A 17,327-nucleotide genomic window follows, 5' to 3' on the forward strand; every position below is an offset into this window, starting at 1 on the left:
TCATTTACACTGCTCACATCCCCATTTCGACCGTTTTCTCAAGGCTGAGGAACGGCGCATAAAAGGCCCGTTAAGGATGTCGTTATCTACTTCCGGCAGAGCGCCCTCCGCGCTGCTGCCTATCTGTTTATTAATCATCGCCATGGTGTCGATCCAGAGCGGCGCCTCGTTGGCCAAAAGCCTGTTCCCGATCGTGGGCGCGGAAGGCATCACCACGCTGCGTCTTTTCCTCGGCACCCTGATTTTGTTCATTATCTTCCGCCCGTGGCGCATGCGCATCACCGCCGGCAGCCGCTTGCCGCTGCTGATCTACGGCCTGTCGCTCGGCGCGATGAACTACTTGTTCTATCTGTCGTTGCGCACGGTGCCGCTCGGCATCGCCGTGGCGCTGGAGTTCACCGGCCCGCTGGCGGTGGCCATGTTTTCGTCGCGGCGACCGATCGACTTCCTCTGGGTGGCACTGGCGATCGCCGGGCTATGGTTCCTGCTACCGCTCGGCCACGGCGTGGCCGGGATCGATCCGTTCGGCGCCGCCTGCGCGCTCGGGGCCGGCGCCTGCTGGGCGGTCTATATTATCTTCGGTCAGAAGGCCGGTGGCGATCACGGCCCCGGCACGGTGGCGCTCGGCTCGCTGATCGCCGCGCTGGTGTTCTGCCCGATCGGCGCGTGGCAAACCGGCGCCGCACTGTTCAACATCGATATTCTGCCGGTGGCGCTGGCGGTGGCGGTTCTCTCCACCGCGCTGCCTTACTCGCTGGAGATTATCGCCCTGCCCAAAATCCCGGCGCGCACCTTCGGCACCCTGATGAGCCTGGAACCGGCGATGGCGGCGCTGTCCGGCATGCTGTTCCTCGGCGAACACCTGAGTGGCGTGCAATGGCTGGCGCTGGCGGCCATCATCGCCGCCTCCATGGGCTCCACCCTGACCATCCGTCCCAAACCACGCCTCGAAAGCCTTTCCTGAGCGCCTGCTCGCCTGCATACCGCAACGCCGGGAATGCAGGCGGGTTAACTGTTTTCCGCGAGACAAGCCGGCATACTTCCTCTTGGCCTGCACGCAGGCTATTTGGACTTTCGCTCACATGGAGAATAACAGTGATTCACAACAGTCTGTTCAACCCCCGCTTCGGCCGTGGACTCGCGCCGGCGCTGGTTTCAACCCTGACCGAGTTGCGCCGATGCGACCTGCCCGAACTGGCACCGGGACGACACCCGATCGACGGCGACAGCATCTTTATGGACGTGATGACCCTGACCACGGTAGCGGCGGCGGAGAAACAGGCCGAAATGCAGCAGGAGTACATTACTCTGCACCTGCTGATCAGCGGCGAAGAGCGCATCGAATACGGTCTGGCGGGCGACGGACATCGCGAACATCCCCACGCGGAAAACGGCGACCTGCTGCTGCTGGACATCAAACGCCACCCGCAAACGCTGCATATGACACACGGCATGTTCGCGATTTTTTTCCAGATGGAGCCATACAAAGCCGGCTGCTTGTGGCAGCAGCCGCAGCAAATTAAGAAAGCGGTGGTGAAAATCCATCACCGACTGCTGCTGTGAGTCTGCCTCAGCGCCCGTAGAAAATCGGCGGTCTGGCGGGGTGAACGCAAGCGCACGAAACGGTGCCCGACATCGTCTCGGGCCATCTCCGCCAGGTATTTTCGCCGGTTTTTGGCATAGGTGCGGATCGTCCAGAGCACAATCGACTCGCGGCTGAAAAAAGAGCGGCGGAAGCTCTCCCGATTGCCGGTGCCCGGCCACAGCTCGCTTTTGCTGGCCGCACGCCGGCACGCGCGGCGCACGGCTTGCCACAGCGTGCGGCAGAAACCGTAGTCCAGCCACAGGATATAGTCGACCTCGCGCCACTTGATTGGCTGCGAACGGCTGTAGTTGCCATCCAGCACCCAACCCTCCCCCGCTTCAGCCAGCGTCTGCTCAACCCGCGCCAGAAACGCGTCATCGGGCGTTCCCTGCCACTCGGGCCGCCAATAGAGCCTGTCCATCTCGATATAGGGAACGCCAAGCCGTTCCGCCAGTTGGCGCGCCAGGGTGCTTTTACCGCTGCCGCTGGTGCCGACGACGTTAATTTTCATCACTCGCCAATATAAAGAATGGGGATAATCTCACTACTGTAACGGCATCAATGGCGGCTATCAATCTGAATCGGCTTAAATTTAACACCACGATAACAAGACGGATATTCCCCTGAGCTCAGCGTGCTCAATGCAAATAAGATAACCCAGAAAAACCGTCACCTATGTAAATAATAATTACGGCAAAGAAAAAATAAAATAACAATAAAATTCAACACATTAATAAAAAACAAAAGCCGAGTTAAAATATTTACACCAGGCTATTCCTATTTGTGCAATAGCCATTTCCGTACGGCAAAAATAAATCCTCCTGCTATAATGGATCCCGTAACGAAATAGGACAACAACTAATCAAGAGGATATCTGATATGAGTACCGCTAAACTGGTGAAAACGAAATCTTCTGATCTGCTGTATACACGTAACGATCTGGACGAAAAAATCAAACTGGCCGCCATTAAGGCGCTGAACCATCAGGTCGTGCAATTCATCGATCTCTCGTTGATCACCAAACAGGCGCATTGGAACATGCGCGGCGCAAACTTCATCGCGGTTCATGAAATGCTGGACGGCTTCCGCACCGCCATCATCGAGCACCAGGACACCTTCGCCGAGCGCGTAGTGCAACTAGGCGGCGTGGCGCTGGGCACGGTACAGGTCGTTAACGATCGGACGCCGCTGAAAAGCTACCCGACCAATATCCACAGCGTGCAAGAGCACCTGAAAGCGCTGGCCGATCGCTATGGCGCGGTAGCGAACGACATCCGTAAAGCCATTACCGAAGTGGAAGACGAAGACACCGCCGATATGTTCACCGCCGCCTCACGCGATCTGGACAAGTTCCTGTGGTTCATCGAATCCAACATCGAATAACGCCATAAGGCGTTACAGACCGCCTCTCATCGCGGGAAAAACAGGCTGGGCTCTTGCCCGGCCTGTTTTCTTTTACACGACCGTTGCATTGTACAAAAAACGCCCCATATTAACCTTAAGGTAACCTGGTAAGGAGGTCATGATGGCTAACGGTTGGGCGGCGGACGGCGCCGTACAAGATCAGATCGACTCCACCGTCGACGACGCGGTGCAGCGCGCGCGTGGTGCGCTCGGGCACGGCGAAAGCGAACGCTATTGTCAGGAGTGTGGGGAAGCGATCCCCGAAGCGCGCCGCAAGGCGCTAGCCGGCGTGCGTTTTTGCCTGGCCTGCCAGGCCGAGCAGGACAAAAAACACGCGGCCAACGGCCTGTACAACCGGCGCGGCAGCAAAGACAGCCAGTTGCGCTAGCATTATCTGCTCCCCTTTTCCCCCTCTCGCGGCCCCGCTTGCGCCGTCAGTGCTTCATGAAAGTTAGAGTTAGTTATCAATATTGAAGCAAAAAGGTTAAAGATCGGTTGTTTCACAGCCAAAATTTGGTTAATGATAGCCCCGTGCACCAAGATAATTCTTACGCACCATTTCGGTGCCTCATTGTGGTGCATAACCATAACAATTCGCCTGACCGGCACAACATCACGCAATAACTCTTTGTTTTTATAGTAGTTGAAAACATGGCACGATTTTTTCATGGCACCAACTGCAATATAAAAAATGGGTAATCCGCAACCTGTACAGGAATTCCTCTCATGAAGTCGATTTTTAAAGTCTCCCTGGCCGCACTCTCTCTGGCCTTTGCCGTAAGTTCCCACGCAGCAGACAAACTGGTGGTTGCCACCGACACCGCTTTCGTTCCTTTTGAGTTCAAGCAAGGCGACAAATACGTCGGCTTCGACATCGATCTGTGGGCCGCCGTCGCCAAAGAGCTTAAGCTGGACTACACCCTGAAGCCAATGGACTTCGGCGGCATCATTCCGGCGCTGCAGACCAAAAACGTCGATCTGGCGTTGGCCGGCATCACCATCACCGATGAACGCAAGAAAGCCATCGACTTCTCCGACGGCTACTACAAAAGCGGCCTGCTGGTGATGGTCAATGCCGACAACAACAGCGTGAAGAGCATCGACGATCTCAACGGTAAAGTGGTGGCGGTGAAGAGCGGCACCGGCTCGGTGGACTACGCCAAACAGCACATCAAAACCAAGGACCTGCGTCAGTTCCCTAACATCGACAACGCCTACATGGAGCTGGGCACCAAGCGTGCCGATGCGGTGCTGCACGACACGCCAAACATCCTATACTTCATTAAGACGGCCGGCGCCGGCAAGTTCAAAACCGTAGGCGATTCGCTGGAAGCACAGCAGTATGGCATCGCCTTCCCTAAAGGCAGCGACGCGCTGCGCGAGAAGGTGAACGGCGCGCTGAAAACCCTGCGCGAGAACGGCACCTATAACGAGATCTACAAGAAGTGGTTCGGCACCGAACCTAAGTAAGCTGTGAATTTCGCAAGTTATTAACTTAAGCACAGGGGGTCGCTTAACCCCCTGCGCTTCGTTGTATCTGATGCCCACGTTTGGGATCACCGGGAGAAATATCATGCAGTTCGACTGGAGCGCCATCTGGCCCGCCATTCCTATCTTGTTAGAGGGCGCCAAAATGACCCTGTGGATTTCGGTCCTCGGTCTGATTGGCGGCCTGATCATCGGCCTCGTCGCCGGCTTTGCCCGCACCTACGGCGGTTGGATCGCCAACCACATCGCGTTGGTGTTTATCGAAGTGATCCGCGGCACGCCGATCGTGGTGCAGGTGATGTTCATCTACTTCGCCCTGCCGATGGCATTTAGCGACTTGCGCATCGACCCGTTCACTGCGGCGGTGGTGACCATCATGATCAACTCCGGCGCCTACATCGCGGAAATCACCCGCGGCGCGGTGCTGTCGATTCATAACGGTTTCCGCGAAGCCGGCCTGGCGCTCGGCCTGTCGCGCCGCGAAACCATCCGCTATGTCATTATGCCGCTGGCGCTGCGCCGCATGCTGCCGCCGCTGGGCAACCAGTGGATCATCAGCATCAAAGACACCTCGCTGTTCATCGTGATCGGCGTGGCGGAGCTGACCCGTCAGGGTCAGGAAATTATTGCCGGTAACTTCCGCGCGCTGGAAATCTGGAGCGCCGTGGCGGTTATCTATCTGATTATTACCCTGGTGCTGAGCTTCGTGCTGCGTCGTCTGGAAAGAAGGATGAAAATCCTGTGATTGAATTTAAAAACGTCTCCAAGCATTTTGGCCAAACCCAGGTGCTGCACAACATCGATTTGAAGATCGACAAAGGCGAAGTGGTGGTGATCATCGGGCCGTCCGGCTCCGGCAAATCCACCCTGCTGCGCTGCATCAACAAGCTGGAAGAGGTCACCAGCGGCGATCTGATCGTCGACGGCCTGAAAGCCAACGATCCGAAAGTGGACGACCGGCTGATCCGCCAGGAAGCCGGCATGGTGTTCCAGCAGTTCTACCTGTTCCCGCACCTGACGGCGCTGGAAAACGTCGCCTTCGGCCCGATTCGCGTGCGTGGCGCGAAGAAGTCCGATGCGGAAAAACTGGCGCGCGAGCTGCTGGCCAAGGTCGGTCTGGCGGAACGCGCCCATCACTACCCGTCCGAATTGTCGGGCGGCCAGCAGCAGCGTGTGGCGATCGCGCGCGCGCTGGCGGTGAAGCCGAAAATGATGCTGTTCGACGAGCCGACCTCCGCGCTCGATCCGGAGCTGCGCCACGAAGTGCTGAAGGTGATGCAGGATCTGGCCGAGGAAGGCATGACGATGGTCATCGTCACCCACGAAGTCGGCTTTGCCGAAAAAGTGGCGTCGCGCCTGATCTTTATCGACAAGGGCCGGATTGCCGAAGACGGCAATCCGCACGATCTTATCAACCATCCGCCGAGCCCGCGCCTGCGGGAGTTCCTGCAACACGTATCCTGATCCCGGCGGATTAATGGCGGGCGCGCCGCGCGCCCGCCGCTTTCATTCCGCACGCTCTCCCACGCATCATCGCGCTTCCTTTCCTACTATATTCATTGTTTTCATCGTATTGCTCTGACATCCGCCGATCACAGAACGCCAAAGAGAGGAACAATGCCGCCAAACGCATACTCCCGACGAGGTTCTCATCTGCGAGAACATCTGCTTTTCCTGCTGCTGTCGCTGACCCTGAGCGTCTTCGCTCCACCGGCCCTGGCACAAAATGCGCCGCCCGCCCCCGCCGACAAGAGCGAGCAGCAGAAGGCCGCCTATGCCGCGCTGGCCGATCTGCTGCAAGACGACCAGGCGCGCGCGGCCCTCATCAACCATCTGAAACAGGCCGCCGGTGACGCCCCCGCCGCCGCGCCGGCCGCCCAGGAGGCATCGACGCCGGCCACGCTGAGCGACAGCTTGAACTCGCTGGCGCAGGAAGGCATCGGCACCTTTAACCAGAAGCTCGGCGCGCTGCAAAAGCTGATCGATTCCGGCCCGAAGCGCGTTTTCAATCCCGCCGGCTTTTTCCGCGCGCTGGGCTACTTTCTGCTGACGGTGGCGGTCACCTTTGCCCTGTTCCATCTGATCCGGCGGCTGATCGCGCCGCTGTACAAACGCATGGGCAGTTGGGGACACAACGCTCGGCTGCAGCGCGGCCCATGGTATAAGCGCCCCGCCGCCATTCTCGGCGCTTTCGCCATCGATCTGCTGGTGCTGCTGCTGGCGCTGGCGGCGGGCAACCTGTTCGCCCGCCACGTCCACGCCGACAGCGCCACCATTTTGCGGCTGCAGACCCTGTTTCTCAGCGCTTTCGCGGTGATTGAATTCTTCAAAGCGGTGCTGCGGCTGATTTTCGCTCCCGGCTTCGACTATCTGCGCCCCTTTCCTTTCAGCGACCAGAGCGCGCGCTACTGGAACACCCGTCTCGCCTGGCTCAGCGGCCTGATCGGCTATGGCCTGATGGTGATGGTGCCGGTGGTGGCGGTGCAGATCAGCTACCCGGCCGCCGCCGCCGTCAACCTGGTGGTGATGCTGGCGCTGACGCTGTACGCCATCTGGCTAATCCTGCATAACCGCAAGCCGATACAGCAACAGATCAATCTGCTGGCCGAGCGGTCGATGGCGTTTTTCAGCGTGATCCTGCGCGGCCTGGGGCATATCTGGCACCTGCTGGCGATCGCCTATTTTCTGGTGTTGTTCGTGCTGTCGCAGTTCGACATCGGCAACAGCCTGCGCTTTATGATGAGCGCCACGGTGAAAAGCCTGCTGGTAATCGGCGTCGGCGCCCTGCTGTCCGGCATGCTGACCCGCTGGATTTTTCGCCGCATTTCGCTGCCGAGCGACGTCAATCTGCGCTACCCGATGCTCGAGCGGCGCATCAATTCCTATATCCCCAACGGGCTGAAGATACTGCGGGTGATGGTAGTGCTGGCGGTGACGCTGTTCCTGCTCGACGCCTGGCACCTGATCAACCTGTACCAGTGGGCGGGCAGCGAAAATGGCCAGCGGGCGCTCGGCGGGCTGGTGCATATCCTGCTGATCCTGCTGATCGCCGTGTTCAGTTGGACGCTGATGGCCAGCATGATCGAGCATCGCCTGGCGCTGGAGCTGAGCAACGGCGTGCGGCCGAGCGCGCGCGAACGCACGCTGTTGACGCTGTTTCGCAACGTGCTGGCTATCGTTATCAGCACCATCACCGTGATGATCGTGCTGTCGCAGGTAGGGCTCAATATCGCGCCGCTGCTGGCGGGCGCCGGCGCGCTGGGGCTGGCCATCAGCTTCGGTGCCCAGACGCTGGTGAAAGACGTGATCACCGGCGTGTTCATCCAGTTCGAAAACGGCATGAACACCGGCGAATACGTCACCGTCAGCGGCATCACCGGCACCGTGGAGCGCATGACCATCCGCTCGATCGGCCTGCGCGACGACTACGGCGTCTATCACATCGTGCCGTACTCGTCGATCGCCACGCTGGCCAACTATGCCCGTGAGTTCGGGGTATACCGCGCCAACTACACCGTCAGCCGCGACGAGGACATCGATCGGGTCAACGAGGTGTTGCATCAGGCCATCGCGGCGCTGAAGCAGGATGAACAGGTGAAGCATTTCCTGATTGGCGAGCCGGTCTTCAACGGCGTGGTGGCGCTGGGCGATCGCTCGTTCACCACCCGCGTGACGGTGCGCACGCAGGCGCTGAAACAGTGGGTGGTGCAATACGCCCTCGATCGGCTGGTGAAAATCCATTTCGATCGGGCCGGCATCGGCATGCCGCAACAGGCGATGCAGATCTCTCGCGCGCCGCAGCCGCATGAAGAACAGACACCGCCCGCGGCTCCCGGCGGTTAGCGCCCTCTGCCGCAGGGCTGGGCGGCCAGGAAGGCCGCCACGTCCTGCCGGTAGGCATCGTATTGCACCGAGCGCGGGGCAAACAGGCCAACCGCGTTGATCAGCCACGGATGGCGGGCGAACAGCGGCTTGACCATCACGTGATCGGCCTCGTCGATGCGCGTCACCGTCAGCAGCGAGGCGGGGATCCTCTGCCGGTACACCCGCTCGGTTTCGTCCGCGTCCACGTTGACGTCACGGCCGCCCAGAATCAGGTGCACCGGCGTGTTGAAATACCCCAGTCCCGCCGTCGCGTCGCTGGCCATGTTGGCACGAATAAAGCGCCAGCGGTCGGCGCTCAATGGGGCGCCGCCGTCATGGTCACGGCGGTACTGCGCGTAGCCGTCCGGCTGTTCGAGCAGCGTTTGGATATGGCGCCAGTGCGCCTCGCGCGCCTGGATCAGCGCCTCATCATCCCCTGCCGCCGCCATCGCCGCCCGGGTGTTATAACGCCCCTGCCGCAGCCAGTTGATCGCCGGCGAGAGCGCAAGCGTGAAAGCAATGTCAGGCCGCAAGCGCGCCACCTCCGGCATCACCCAACCCGCCTGGCTGGCGCCCCACAGCCCCACACAGCGCGCATCGAAACGCCCGTCCCGCCGGGCCCAATCGATGATATCGGCGGTTTCCCGCGCGCGATCCGCCATGGTCTGATGCAGCCAATTACCGCCGGAACCGCCAACGCCCGGCTTATCGAAGGATAAAACCGCGTAGCCCTGCTGCGCCATCGTCTCCCAAATGGCGTAGTAACCTTCGTCGCGGCTGGCGTTGGCCGGCCCATCACCGTGCACGAACACCACGACGCCGGGTTTGACCGGCGCATGCTGCGGCAGCACCAGCGTGCCGGTCAACCGATTGCCGCCGGCGGTCACCGCCACAGGCTCGGTGACGAAGCGAAAATCATTGACGTAAATTATCCAGCCAAGCACCGCCAGGAGCGGCGCCACGATGAACAGCCCTATTTTTCGCACCTCGCCTCCCCGCAGCGTCTCTCCATCAATACCCAGTCGGCCTGGCCGAACAGCAGCCCCAGCGAAGCGTAGTGCTCTTCACGCCGCACCTGAAAACCGCAGCGCTGATACAAACGCTGCGCATCGACGTTGCGCCGGCTGACGTGCAAACTCAGACGCCGGCCCGCGCCCGGTCCGGCGGCATAGTCGTTCATCCACTGCAGCAGTCGCTTGCCTACCCCTTTACCGCGCTGACTCTCCGCCACCGCCAGGTAAGAGAGATACAGCTCATCGGCCGCCGGAGTATGCTGCAATACCGCAATTTGCAGATACATGCGCCACACGTTCAGCCAACCGTAGCGGCGGCATAGCCGCCAAATCGGCAATGCGCGCGGGCGCGGCCCGGCGTCGCCCTCTGCCGCGGCCGCATTGAGGGCAAAGGCCGCCACCACCTGCTCATCCTGTTTCACCACGAAGCTGCGCTCCCGGCTGCCGCTTTGCTTCCAGCTCCACAACCGATAAAACAGACGCCACTGCCGGCGGGCGCTCAAACGGCGCGCACGCTGGAACTTGTCGCAGAACGCGGCGTAGATCAACGCCGCCGTTTGCAGGCGGTCAGCGTCGCGATACGGCTCAATGTGCAGCATATCAACCTCGACTAAGGATGCCGGTAGAGCAGCTGTTCCAACAGCCGCACCGGCGTGGTCTCCTCCGGGGAAGGCGACGCAAAGATCGCCTGCCGCCAGGCCTGACTTTCGATCACATCCAGCACCAGTTGCGCGAGCGCTAACGGCGCGACCGCCGGTGCGATCTCGCCGGTTTGCTGAGCCTCGGCGATCGTCGTCGCCAGCGCCTCAATCAGCTGCCGCTGGTTGGCGCTGAACGGCTCGGCCAACGCCGGGTTGCGCCCCACTTCGGCCACGATCTCAGCCGACAGCTGTACATTGCCGGGGGCGGAGACAAAGGCGTGATAGGCGGTCAAAAAGGCCGACAGCGCCTGTTTCGGCCGTTTTCTGTCCCCCTGCAATCCGGCGGCGAGTTCGGTGAATACGTCGTTCTCAAGCAGCGCAATTTCGCCGATCAGCGCTTCCTTGCCGGTAAAGTGGTTATAGAGGTTGCCGACGCTGACGCCCGCCGCCTGTGCGATATCCCGCATGCTGGTCTGGTGAAATCCCTTATCGGTAAAGCTGTGCAGCGCGGCGTCGACAATCTTTTCTCGGTTTCCCATCGGCAGCTCCGAAACGGTGAAAGGGGCGCCTGGCGCCACAAATGAATATAAATTAATGAACGAACGTTCGTTCACTTTTAAGCATAGCATAGGATGGCAACGTTGAACCGCAGCTCAACGGCGCAGAGATCGGAGGGAGGGGACAAATGCCGCCCCGTTTTCAGGGGCGGCGTCCGGCAAACTCAGTGCAGCGCGTCGCCCTGCTTCACCGAAGTAAACGCCTGCATCAGCTTCACGACGTCATGCATGCCGATGTTGACCTGGTTAATCACTTCTCCGGCGTCATGGGTCAATGCCACACCGCCGCCGGCCTGTTCCACGCAGGTCGCCATGCCGGCGATCGCCGCCGCCACGCCTTGCTGGATAGACTTGGTCATGCGTTCGATCTCGGTCGCCGCCTTGCGCGACTGTTCCGCCAGCGTGCGTACCTCGTTGGCCACCACCGCAAAGCCGCGCCCGTGCTCACCGGCGTGGGCGGCTTCGATGGAGGCGTTAATCGCCAGCAGGTTGGTTTGGGCGGCAATTTTACGAATGGCTTCGACGATGGTGCCAATCTGCTGAGAGCATTGGCCCAGTTCGGTGATCACCGCCGACGTTTCACGCGCCGCCGCTTCAACCTGCTGCATGCCCTGCACCGCCTGCTGCACGATCGCCGCGCCCTGCGCCGCCTGCCGATCGGTATCGAGCGACAGGTGATGGGCGCTGCGCACCATTTCTTCTTCATGCTGCTGCTGTTGCATCAGCCGGGTGATGTCCTGAGCAATCTTCACCACCTTCACCACCTGACCTTCGTTGTCGAGGATCGGGTTATAGCTGGCCTCCAGCCATACCCGCTCACCGCGCCGATTGATGCGTTCAAAACGCCCGGTGATAAACTCGCCGCGCGCCAGACGCTGCCAGTGCCGCCGATAGTCGTCGGAAGCGACGAACTCCGGCAGGCACAGCACCGCATGCGACTGCCCACGCGCCTCGTCCAGCCGATAACCCATCAGCGCCAGCATATTGTCGTTGGCGCTGACAATGGCGCCCTGCGGCGTAAAAGAGATCATCGCCATCGATCGATTCAGCGCCGCCAGCAGGCTGCGATGTTCCTGCGCCTGGGTCACTCGCTCGGTCACTTCGCTGGCGATCTTGACGATTTCCACCACCTTACCCTGTTTATTCAGTACCGGCGCGTAAGTGCCCTGCAGCCATACCGCCTCGCCGTTTTTCGCGATGCGCTTTATGGTGTCCGTGATGGGTTGCCCCTGATTCAGCGTCTCCCAATGTTTGCGATACAGCGGGCTGGCGACATAGTTCGGATCGCAGAAAATACGGTGATGCTGGCCTATCACGTCATCACGCTGAAATCCCAGCGTGCTGAGAAAAAGATCGTTGGCGCGCAATACCCTGCCCTCTGGCGAGAATACGATCATTGGCACGGCGTGTTCTATCGCGCTCAGTTCGGCGCCGGTGTGGGTAGTTAACTGACTGAATCGTAACAGCATAAGGTGTAGTCCTTGTGGCAGATGATGGCGCTTTTCTTATTTTCCTGGCCACATGCCGCGCCCACACGCAGACGTGCCATTGCGGAAGGAGCGGGCAACGCCGATCCTTCTGGTTATTGCTATTAACCGGATTAAATTTATTTATTCAGTAAAGTAATTATTCGATTTTAAATAAACCAACAGACTAAGATTTTTATTATTAAACTCGTATTGAGAATAACGTAAGCCATGAAAATTGAAAGGTAAAATGCGGATTTTTGTCGGCGCCGACAGGATAGCCGGCGCCGGAAGGATTAACGCCAGCGTTCGGCCGCCCAGGCGGCCTGTTGCTCGGCGTCATGGAAGGTCCAGGCGACGAAGCGGCTGATCTTCTGCCCTTGCGCCATCTCGATGGTGCGCACCTCGGCCGCGCCCGCCACCTTCAGCGCATGGTAGATGGCCGGCAGCGTAGTGTTCTTTGAGATAAGCGAGGTGAACCACAGGCAGTTGTTGGCCTTGCCGACGCTCTCTTCCACCATCTTGCGCACAAAGGCCTCTTCGCCGCCTTCGCACCACAGCTCGTTGTTCTTGCCGCCGAAGTTTTGTACCGGCTTGTCGGCCACTTCCCCTTTGCCCAACTTATGCAGCTTGCGGCGGGTGCTGGCGCGCGCTTCCTGTTCAGAGGCATGGAACGGCGGGTTGCACAGGGTGGCGTCGAATTTCTCGGCCGCGCCGATAATGCCGGTAAAAATAAGCTCCGGCTGTTTCTGCAGCCGCAGACGCACGCTGTTGCGCAGCGTCGGGTTCATCTCGACGATCATTTTGGCCGAGTTGAGCGACACCGGATCGATTTCGGATCCGGTGAAACGCCAACCGTATTCGCGCAGGCCGACGATCGGGTAGATGCAGTTGGCGCCGACGCCGACGTCGAGGATCGCCACGCCCTTGCCGCGTGGGATCTCACCGCCGTTGCTGGTCGCCAACAGGTCCGCCAGGTGATGCAGATAGTCGGCGCGGCCGGGGATCGGCGGGCACAGGTAATCAGCCGGAATATCCCAGTGTTCGATGCCGTAAAAGTGTTGCAGCAACGCACGGTTGAGCATTTTCACCGCCGCCGGATCGGCGAAGTCCACCGAGACATCGCCCCAGGCGTTCGGTTTTACGAACGGTGCCAGCGCCGGGCAGCTGGCGATCAGCGCCGGGAAGTCGTAGCGCGAACGATGACGGTTGCGCGGATGCAGGCCGCTTTTCTGCTGCGGGAAGGTTTTCTTTTTTTCCACCGTGACGGGCTCTCTTGAAGGTATTTCCGGCGCGTAAGATAACACATCCGGCCCGCAATGGCGCAGCGGCGGGAAACCCGGCACAATGAAAGCTTCATCGATTGCCACAGGGTCCCCCATGAGCCGTGAATCTCGTTATTATTATGAACCCGCCGCCGGCCACGGCCTGCCGCACGATCCGCTGAACGCTATCGTCGGCCCGCGTCCGATCGGCTGGATATCTTCCCGCAGCGCCGCCGGCCAGCGCAATCTGGCGCCCTACAGCTTTTTCAACTGCTTCAACTACCGTCCGCCGATCATCGGTTTCGCCAGCACCGGCTGGAAAGACAGCGTAGCGAATATCGTGGAAACCGGCGAGTTCGTCTGGAACCTGGCGACACGCCCGCTGGCGGAAGCGATGAACAACAGTGCCATCAACCTGCCGCGCGGCGAGGACGAATTCGCCTTCGCCGGCGTTACGCCGCTGCCCGGGCGGCGGGTCAAAGCCGAACGCGTGGCGGAAAGCCCGGTGAACTTCGAATGCCAGTTGACCCAGTGCATTCAGCTGCAAACCGCCGATGGCGCACAGGTGGAAACCTGGCTGGTGTTGGGCGAAGTGGTGGCGGTGCATCTCGACCCGGCGCTGCTGGACGAACACGGCGTGTATCAGACCGCCGCCGCCGAACCTATCCTGCGCGCCGGCGGCCCGACCGCCTACTACGGCATTTCGGAACAGCACCGGTTCGACCTGACGCGCCCGACGCGCTGATCGTCTCCCCCGTTTATGCAGAAGATGAACGGGGGAATTAACAATCAAAAAATCTGAATAAAACCGTCAACACTCTCCGATTTCATCCCGCCTGTCACTGCGCAATAATCTTCCCATCGAAAGGCAAACCCCTTTCTCCCTAATTCACTTTGACAGGAATGACCAACATGAAAACCATCAAAACTTTTGCTGCTGCTATCGCCCTGGCTACCGTTTCTTTCACCACTTTCGCCGCTGAACACCTCAGCGCCCAGGATGCCGCCCAATTCGAAAAAGCCGGCGTGATCGTCGCCAGCGGCGCGACCGACCTGAGCAGCCTGACCTCTCAGCTGGCCGCCAAAGCCGATGCCGCAGGCGCCAAGGCTTTCACCATCACCTCTACCAGCGGCAATAACCTGATGCACGCGACCGCGGTTATCTACAAATAATCCTTGCCCCAGTCGTCAGAAAGCCCGTCGGATATGACTCCGGCGGGCTTTTTTTATGTTCGTGTGCGTCGGCGCTGAATGGGTACGACAGCGCGCTCCTGGCCGTCCACGCTATCGGCAACCCACGCGCAAACGAGCCGGGTCATGTTGCCGAAAATCGGCAGAAACCCTGTATTCAATGGGGTTTGCAGGGTGGCTTGAGCACACATTTTTTTACCTAGCCATTGCTGGACTAACGGGAAAGGATGATTAATCATGTTACGCAGACTACAGATGCAGAGAGCGTTGTATGCAACATATCATTGAAGGTTTCCTCAGTTTCCAGAAAGAGATTTTCCCGCAGCGTAAGGAACTGTTTCGCAGCCTTGCCTCCAGCCAGAATCCTAAAGCGCTTTTCATCTCCTGTTCTGACAGCCGTCTGGTGCCCGAGCTGGTGACCCAGCAAGAACCGGGGCAACTTTTCGTTATCCGCAACGCAGGCAACATCGTCCCTTCCTTTGGCCCGGAGCCGGGCGGGGTATCCGCGACCATCGAGTATGCCGTTGTGGCGCTGGGCGTGACTGATATCGTTATCTGCGGCCACTCAAACTGTGGCGCCATGAAAGCCATCGCTTCCTGTCAGTGCCTCGATCCGATGCCGGCCGTGGCCCACTGGCTGCACTATGCCGATGCGGCAAAAGCGGTGGTCGAGAAGAAAACCTGGAATAGCGAAACAGACAAAGTTAACGCTATGGTTGAAGAGAACGTTATAGCTCAGCTAAATAATATCAAAACCCATCCTTCTGTGGCTGTGGGTCTGCGCAACAGCGGGCTGCGCCTGCACGGCTGGGTCTATGACATCGAAAGCGGCGAAATTCGCACGCTGGATAGAAACACCAAGAGCTTCGTGTCTCTGGCGGATAATCCCGACGTCTATTTCGAATAACATAGCGTCCGGTTTAGCCATTAAATAAAATCCACGCCGCGGCGTGGATTTTATTATCCGCCTTAAGCCAAGCGCGCCTCTATCGCCGCAGCGAAGTCGCGGCACATTCGTTCGTCACCGTCGGCGTTATCCGCCAATACCGTCTCGCCGTCCACCACCCGAATATGCGCCTGCAAATCGAAATCCGCCGGCGGTTGCGGGCGCGCGGCGGCGGCGGCCATCGTCTGCTGCGCTTCCCGCCACGCCTGCGCTACCGTCTGATTGCAGGCCTGCGCCAGAGAGTCCGGGTTGAACCCTTCGCCGGTCAGGCTGCGCAGCGTGTCGTCATGGCTGACGCTGTTGCCCGGCAACCAATAGTGCCGCGCCAGATCCGGGCCGATGGCCGGGTTGTCCGTCAGGTAACCGTCGCGCTGCAGGAAGAACTGGCGAGTTTGTTCCACCGCCATCATCGCCAACAGATAGCCCTGGTAAGAACAGGCTGACTCCAGCGACAGCAGATGCGGGATCGCCAGCGTCGGGCGCGGGCTGCCGCTGATGCCGAGGATTTTTTGCTCGATCTCGCGCGCCAGCGCGGTGATGGCTTCCGGCGTGCGCTGCGCGTCATCCCATTGATACAGCGCCCATTCGAAGTACGGCACCAACAGAATATGGCGTTCATTGAACGCGCGCATCGGCTGACGCGCCGCAATGCCGGCCTCGATCAACGCATCGGGCACCGCTTCGCCGGCAGCGTTTTTCGCATAGCGTTTCAGCCAGTCGGCGTCGTCGAGCAGGCTGTCGCAGAACATCGACTGGGTTTCGGCATAGGCCATCGAGGTCGGCGGGAACTCCTGCGAGAAGCACGGCGCGTTCTGGCGAATATTGGCGAAGTGCGCCGCATGGCCGCCCTCGTGGAACAGGGTGTTGAGCCCGTAGGCACCGCTGCCTACCTGCCCCGGCTGCGCCAGGCTGGTGAAGTTGATGCGCGCCGGCACCCATTCCCCCTGGCGCACAAACGGCGGCACCGGGCCATGCATAAAGCCATTCTCATACTTGCCTTTGCGCACCAGCAGATCGAGGTTCATCTCCGCGCCGCCAAAACCGATGTGCAGGCGTTTGAAGCTGTCGACCCAGCGTTCCAACGAACGGGAAAACGGGAAATAAGGATCCAGTTGGCGGGTGACGTCGCCGGCGCTGGCGAAGCGCACGTTCCACGGTTCCAGCGCCTGGCTGCCCTTCTCGGCCGCCAGCTGCTGCAGGCTGCGCGCGTTGGCCTCGCGGGTTTCCCGCTCGAAGCGATCCAGAATGGCGAACAGCTGCTCCGGCGTCATGCGCTCGGTTTTGTTCACCTTGTAGTCGAAATAGTTGCGATAGCCCATCTGGCGCGCAAAGCGGTTGCGCAGGCCAATCAGCGCCGGCAAACCGTTATGCAGCAGCCATTGCTCCAGATCGCGCAGCGCCTGCTGCGAGCTGCGGCGATACTCTTCGTTCGGGTTGGTCGCCTGATTGGTCAGCAGCTCGCCGAGCGAAGCCGCCACGCGCTGGCCGTCGGCGTTCAGATGGGTGACCTGATAGCCCTTGCGGCGCGAGTAGAGATCGGACTCGGCGTGGATGATCTGATCCAACAGCGCCTGCGCCTGAGGATCTTCGATGGCGTTGCAGTCGAAAAAGCGCAGCCAACCTTGCAGGCCGTGGATCAGCGCATCGCGCTGCGCCTCCTGCGGCAGCGCCTCCAGCCCGGCCAGCAGGCTGCGGATCTCCCCGAGCCGACGCGGTTCGGCGATAAAGCGCTTATAGGCGCTTTCGGCGGCGGAAAAGCGCGCCGAGACGTCTTCGCCACCGGTGCCCATGTAGTTTTGCCAGAATAGCTCTTCTTTGGCGCGGTGAACGTCGAGGTAATCCTGGTTCAATTGATTGAAGTAATCGAGAGCCTGTTGCATAACCGTCCTTCTCAGCCGATGAGGAAA

18 protein-coding genes are annotated in these 17,327 nt (G+C 60.0%); 11 read left to right on the forward strand and 7 right to left on the reverse strand.

What is annotated here, in order from left to right; all coding sequences use genetic code 11:
- The first annotated feature begins 76 nt into the window (after positions 1 to 76).
- Complete coding sequence (gene rhtA, locus AC6BYQ_RS05605; RefSeq protein ID WP_019454481.1) at positions 77 to 964, forward strand: threonine/homoserine exporter RhtA; 888 nt, start codon at positions 77 to 79, stop codon at positions 962 to 964.
- Between the two features lie 131 nt (positions 965 to 1,095).
- The gene (locus AC6BYQ_RS05610; RefSeq protein ID WP_063919023.1) at positions 1,096 to 1,563 is read left to right on the forward strand and encodes a YhcH/YjgK/YiaL family protein; all 468 of its coding nucleotides are present in this window, start codon (positions 1,096 to 1,098) and stop codon (positions 1,561 to 1,563) included.
- On the opposite strand, the gene AC6BYQ_RS05615 is transcribed toward AC6BYQ_RS05610, so the two are convergent.
- Positions 1,545 to 2,096: a shikimate kinase gene (locus tag AC6BYQ_RS05615; protein ID WP_019454483.1), complete on the reverse strand. Its 552-nt coding sequence runs from the start codon at positions 2,094 to 2,096 to the stop codon at positions 1,545 to 1,547. The genes AC6BYQ_RS05610 and AC6BYQ_RS05615 overlap by 19 nt on opposite strands.
- A gap of 368 nt (positions 2,097 to 2,464) precedes the next feature.
- Between AC6BYQ_RS05615 and dps the strand changes: the two genes are divergently transcribed.
- The 6 genes from dps (at position 2,465) to ybiO (ending at position 8,320) form a co-directional block, all read left to right on the forward strand.
- The gene (gene dps, locus AC6BYQ_RS05620) at positions 2,465 to 2,968 is read left to right on the forward strand and encodes a DNA starvation/stationary phase protection protein Dps (RefSeq protein ID WP_016928514.1); all 504 of its coding nucleotides are present in this window, start codon (positions 2,465 to 2,467) and stop codon (positions 2,966 to 2,968) included.
- 142 nt (positions 2,969 to 3,110) lie between these two features.
- Positions 3,111 to 3,377: a DksA/TraR family C4-type zinc finger protein gene (locus AC6BYQ_RS05625; protein WP_019454484.1), complete on the forward strand. Its 267-nt coding sequence runs from the start codon at positions 3,111 to 3,113 to the stop codon at positions 3,375 to 3,377.
- A 338-nt stretch (positions 3,378 to 3,715) separates the two neighbouring features.
- Positions 3,716 to 4,459, forward strand: a complete 744-nt coding sequence (gene glnH / locus AC6BYQ_RS05630; RefSeq protein WP_019454486.1) for a glutamine ABC transporter substrate-binding protein GlnH — start codon at positions 3,716 to 3,718, stop codon at positions 4,457 to 4,459.
- A 103-nt stretch (positions 4,460 to 4,562) separates the two neighbouring features.
- Positions 4,563 to 5,222: a glutamine ABC transporter permease GlnP gene (gene glnP, locus AC6BYQ_RS05635; RefSeq protein ID WP_019454487.1), complete on the forward strand. Its 660-nt coding sequence runs from the start codon at positions 4,563 to 4,565 to the stop codon at positions 5,220 to 5,222.
- On the forward strand, positions 5,219 to 5,941 hold the full coding sequence (gene glnQ, locus AC6BYQ_RS05640; RefSeq protein ID WP_025159986.1) for a glutamine ABC transporter ATP-binding protein GlnQ: 723 nt from the start codon (positions 5,219 to 5,221) through the stop codon (positions 5,939 to 5,941). Before glnP ends, glnQ begins: the two co-directional genes overlap by 4 nt.
- A 153-nt stretch (positions 5,942 to 6,094) precedes the next feature.
- A complete protein-coding gene (gene ybiO, locus AC6BYQ_RS05645; RefSeq protein ID WP_498056468.1) occupies positions 6,095 to 8,320 on the forward strand; it encodes a mechanosensitive channel protein in 2,226 nt (741 codons plus the stop codon).
- On the opposite strand, the gene AC6BYQ_RS05650 is transcribed toward ybiO, so the two are convergent.
- The 5 genes from AC6BYQ_RS05650 to rlmF all read right to left on the reverse strand — a co-directional run bounded on the left by AC6BYQ_RS05650 (position 8,317) and on the right by rlmF (position 13,280).
- On the reverse strand, positions 8,317 to 9,327 hold the full coding sequence (locus AC6BYQ_RS05650) for an alpha/beta hydrolase family protein (protein WP_498056469.1): 1,011 nt from the start codon (positions 9,325 to 9,327) through the stop codon (positions 8,317 to 8,319). The two genes, ybiO and AC6BYQ_RS05650, sit on opposite strands and share 4 nt — an antisense overlap.
- Complete coding sequence (locus AC6BYQ_RS05655; RefSeq protein WP_154746783.1) at positions 9,315 to 9,953, reverse strand: GNAT family N-acetyltransferase; 639 nt, start codon at positions 9,951 to 9,953, stop codon at positions 9,315 to 9,317. Before AC6BYQ_RS05655 ends, AC6BYQ_RS05650 begins: the two co-directional genes overlap by 13 nt.
- An 11-nt stretch (positions 9,954 to 9,964) precedes the next feature.
- Positions 9,965 to 10,534, reverse strand: coding sequence for a TetR/AcrR family transcriptional regulator (locus AC6BYQ_RS05660; protein WP_498056470.1), 570 nt, complete (start codon positions 10,532 to 10,534; stop codon positions 9,965 to 9,967).
- Positions 10,535 to 10,716: 182 nt separating this feature from the next.
- Positions 10,717 to 12,021: a methyl-accepting chemotaxis protein gene (locus AC6BYQ_RS05665; RefSeq protein ID WP_498056471.1), complete on the reverse strand. Its 1,305-nt coding sequence runs from the start codon at positions 12,019 to 12,021 to the stop codon at positions 10,717 to 10,719.
- A 293-nt stretch (positions 12,022 to 12,314) separates the two neighbouring features.
- Positions 12,315 to 13,280, reverse strand: coding sequence for a 23S rRNA (adenine(1618)-N(6))-methyltransferase RlmF (gene rlmF, locus AC6BYQ_RS05670; RefSeq protein ID WP_019454626.1), 966 nt, complete (start codon positions 13,278 to 13,280; stop codon positions 12,315 to 12,317).
- Between the two features lie 118 nt (positions 13,281 to 13,398).
- On the opposite strand from rlmF, the gene AC6BYQ_RS05675 reads away from it, so the two are divergent.
- From AC6BYQ_RS05675 to AC6BYQ_RS05685, 3 genes are all read left to right on the forward strand, one after another.
- Positions 13,399 to 14,028 carry a flavin reductase family protein gene (locus AC6BYQ_RS05675; protein WP_498056472.1) on the forward strand — a complete coding sequence of 210 codons (630 nt, stop codon included), beginning with the start codon at positions 13,399 to 13,401 and terminating at the stop codon, positions 14,026 to 14,028.
- Between the two features lie 167 nt (positions 14,029 to 14,195).
- On the forward strand, positions 14,196 to 14,456 hold the full coding sequence (gene bhsA, locus AC6BYQ_RS05680) for a multiple stress resistance protein BhsA (protein ID WP_025159991.1): 261 nt from the start codon (positions 14,196 to 14,198) through the stop codon (positions 14,454 to 14,456).
- Positions 14,457 to 14,745: 289 nt separating this feature from the next.
- Positions 14,746 to 15,381 (forward strand): carbonic anhydrase, encoded by a 636-nt coding sequence (locus tag AC6BYQ_RS05685; protein WP_004939270.1) that lies wholly within the window; start codon positions 14,746 to 14,748, stop codon positions 15,379 to 15,381.
- Positions 15,382 to 15,443: 62 nt separating this feature from the next.
- On the opposite strand, the gene AC6BYQ_RS05690 is transcribed toward AC6BYQ_RS05685, so the two are convergent.
- A complete protein-coding gene (locus AC6BYQ_RS05690; protein ID WP_498056473.1) occupies positions 15,444 to 17,300 on the reverse strand; it encodes a M3 family metallopeptidase in 1,857 nt (618 codons plus the stop codon).
- Positions 17,301 to 17,327: the final 27 nt, after the last annotated feature.

It is taken from the genome of Serratia sp. LTN-2 (assembly GCF_059740205.1).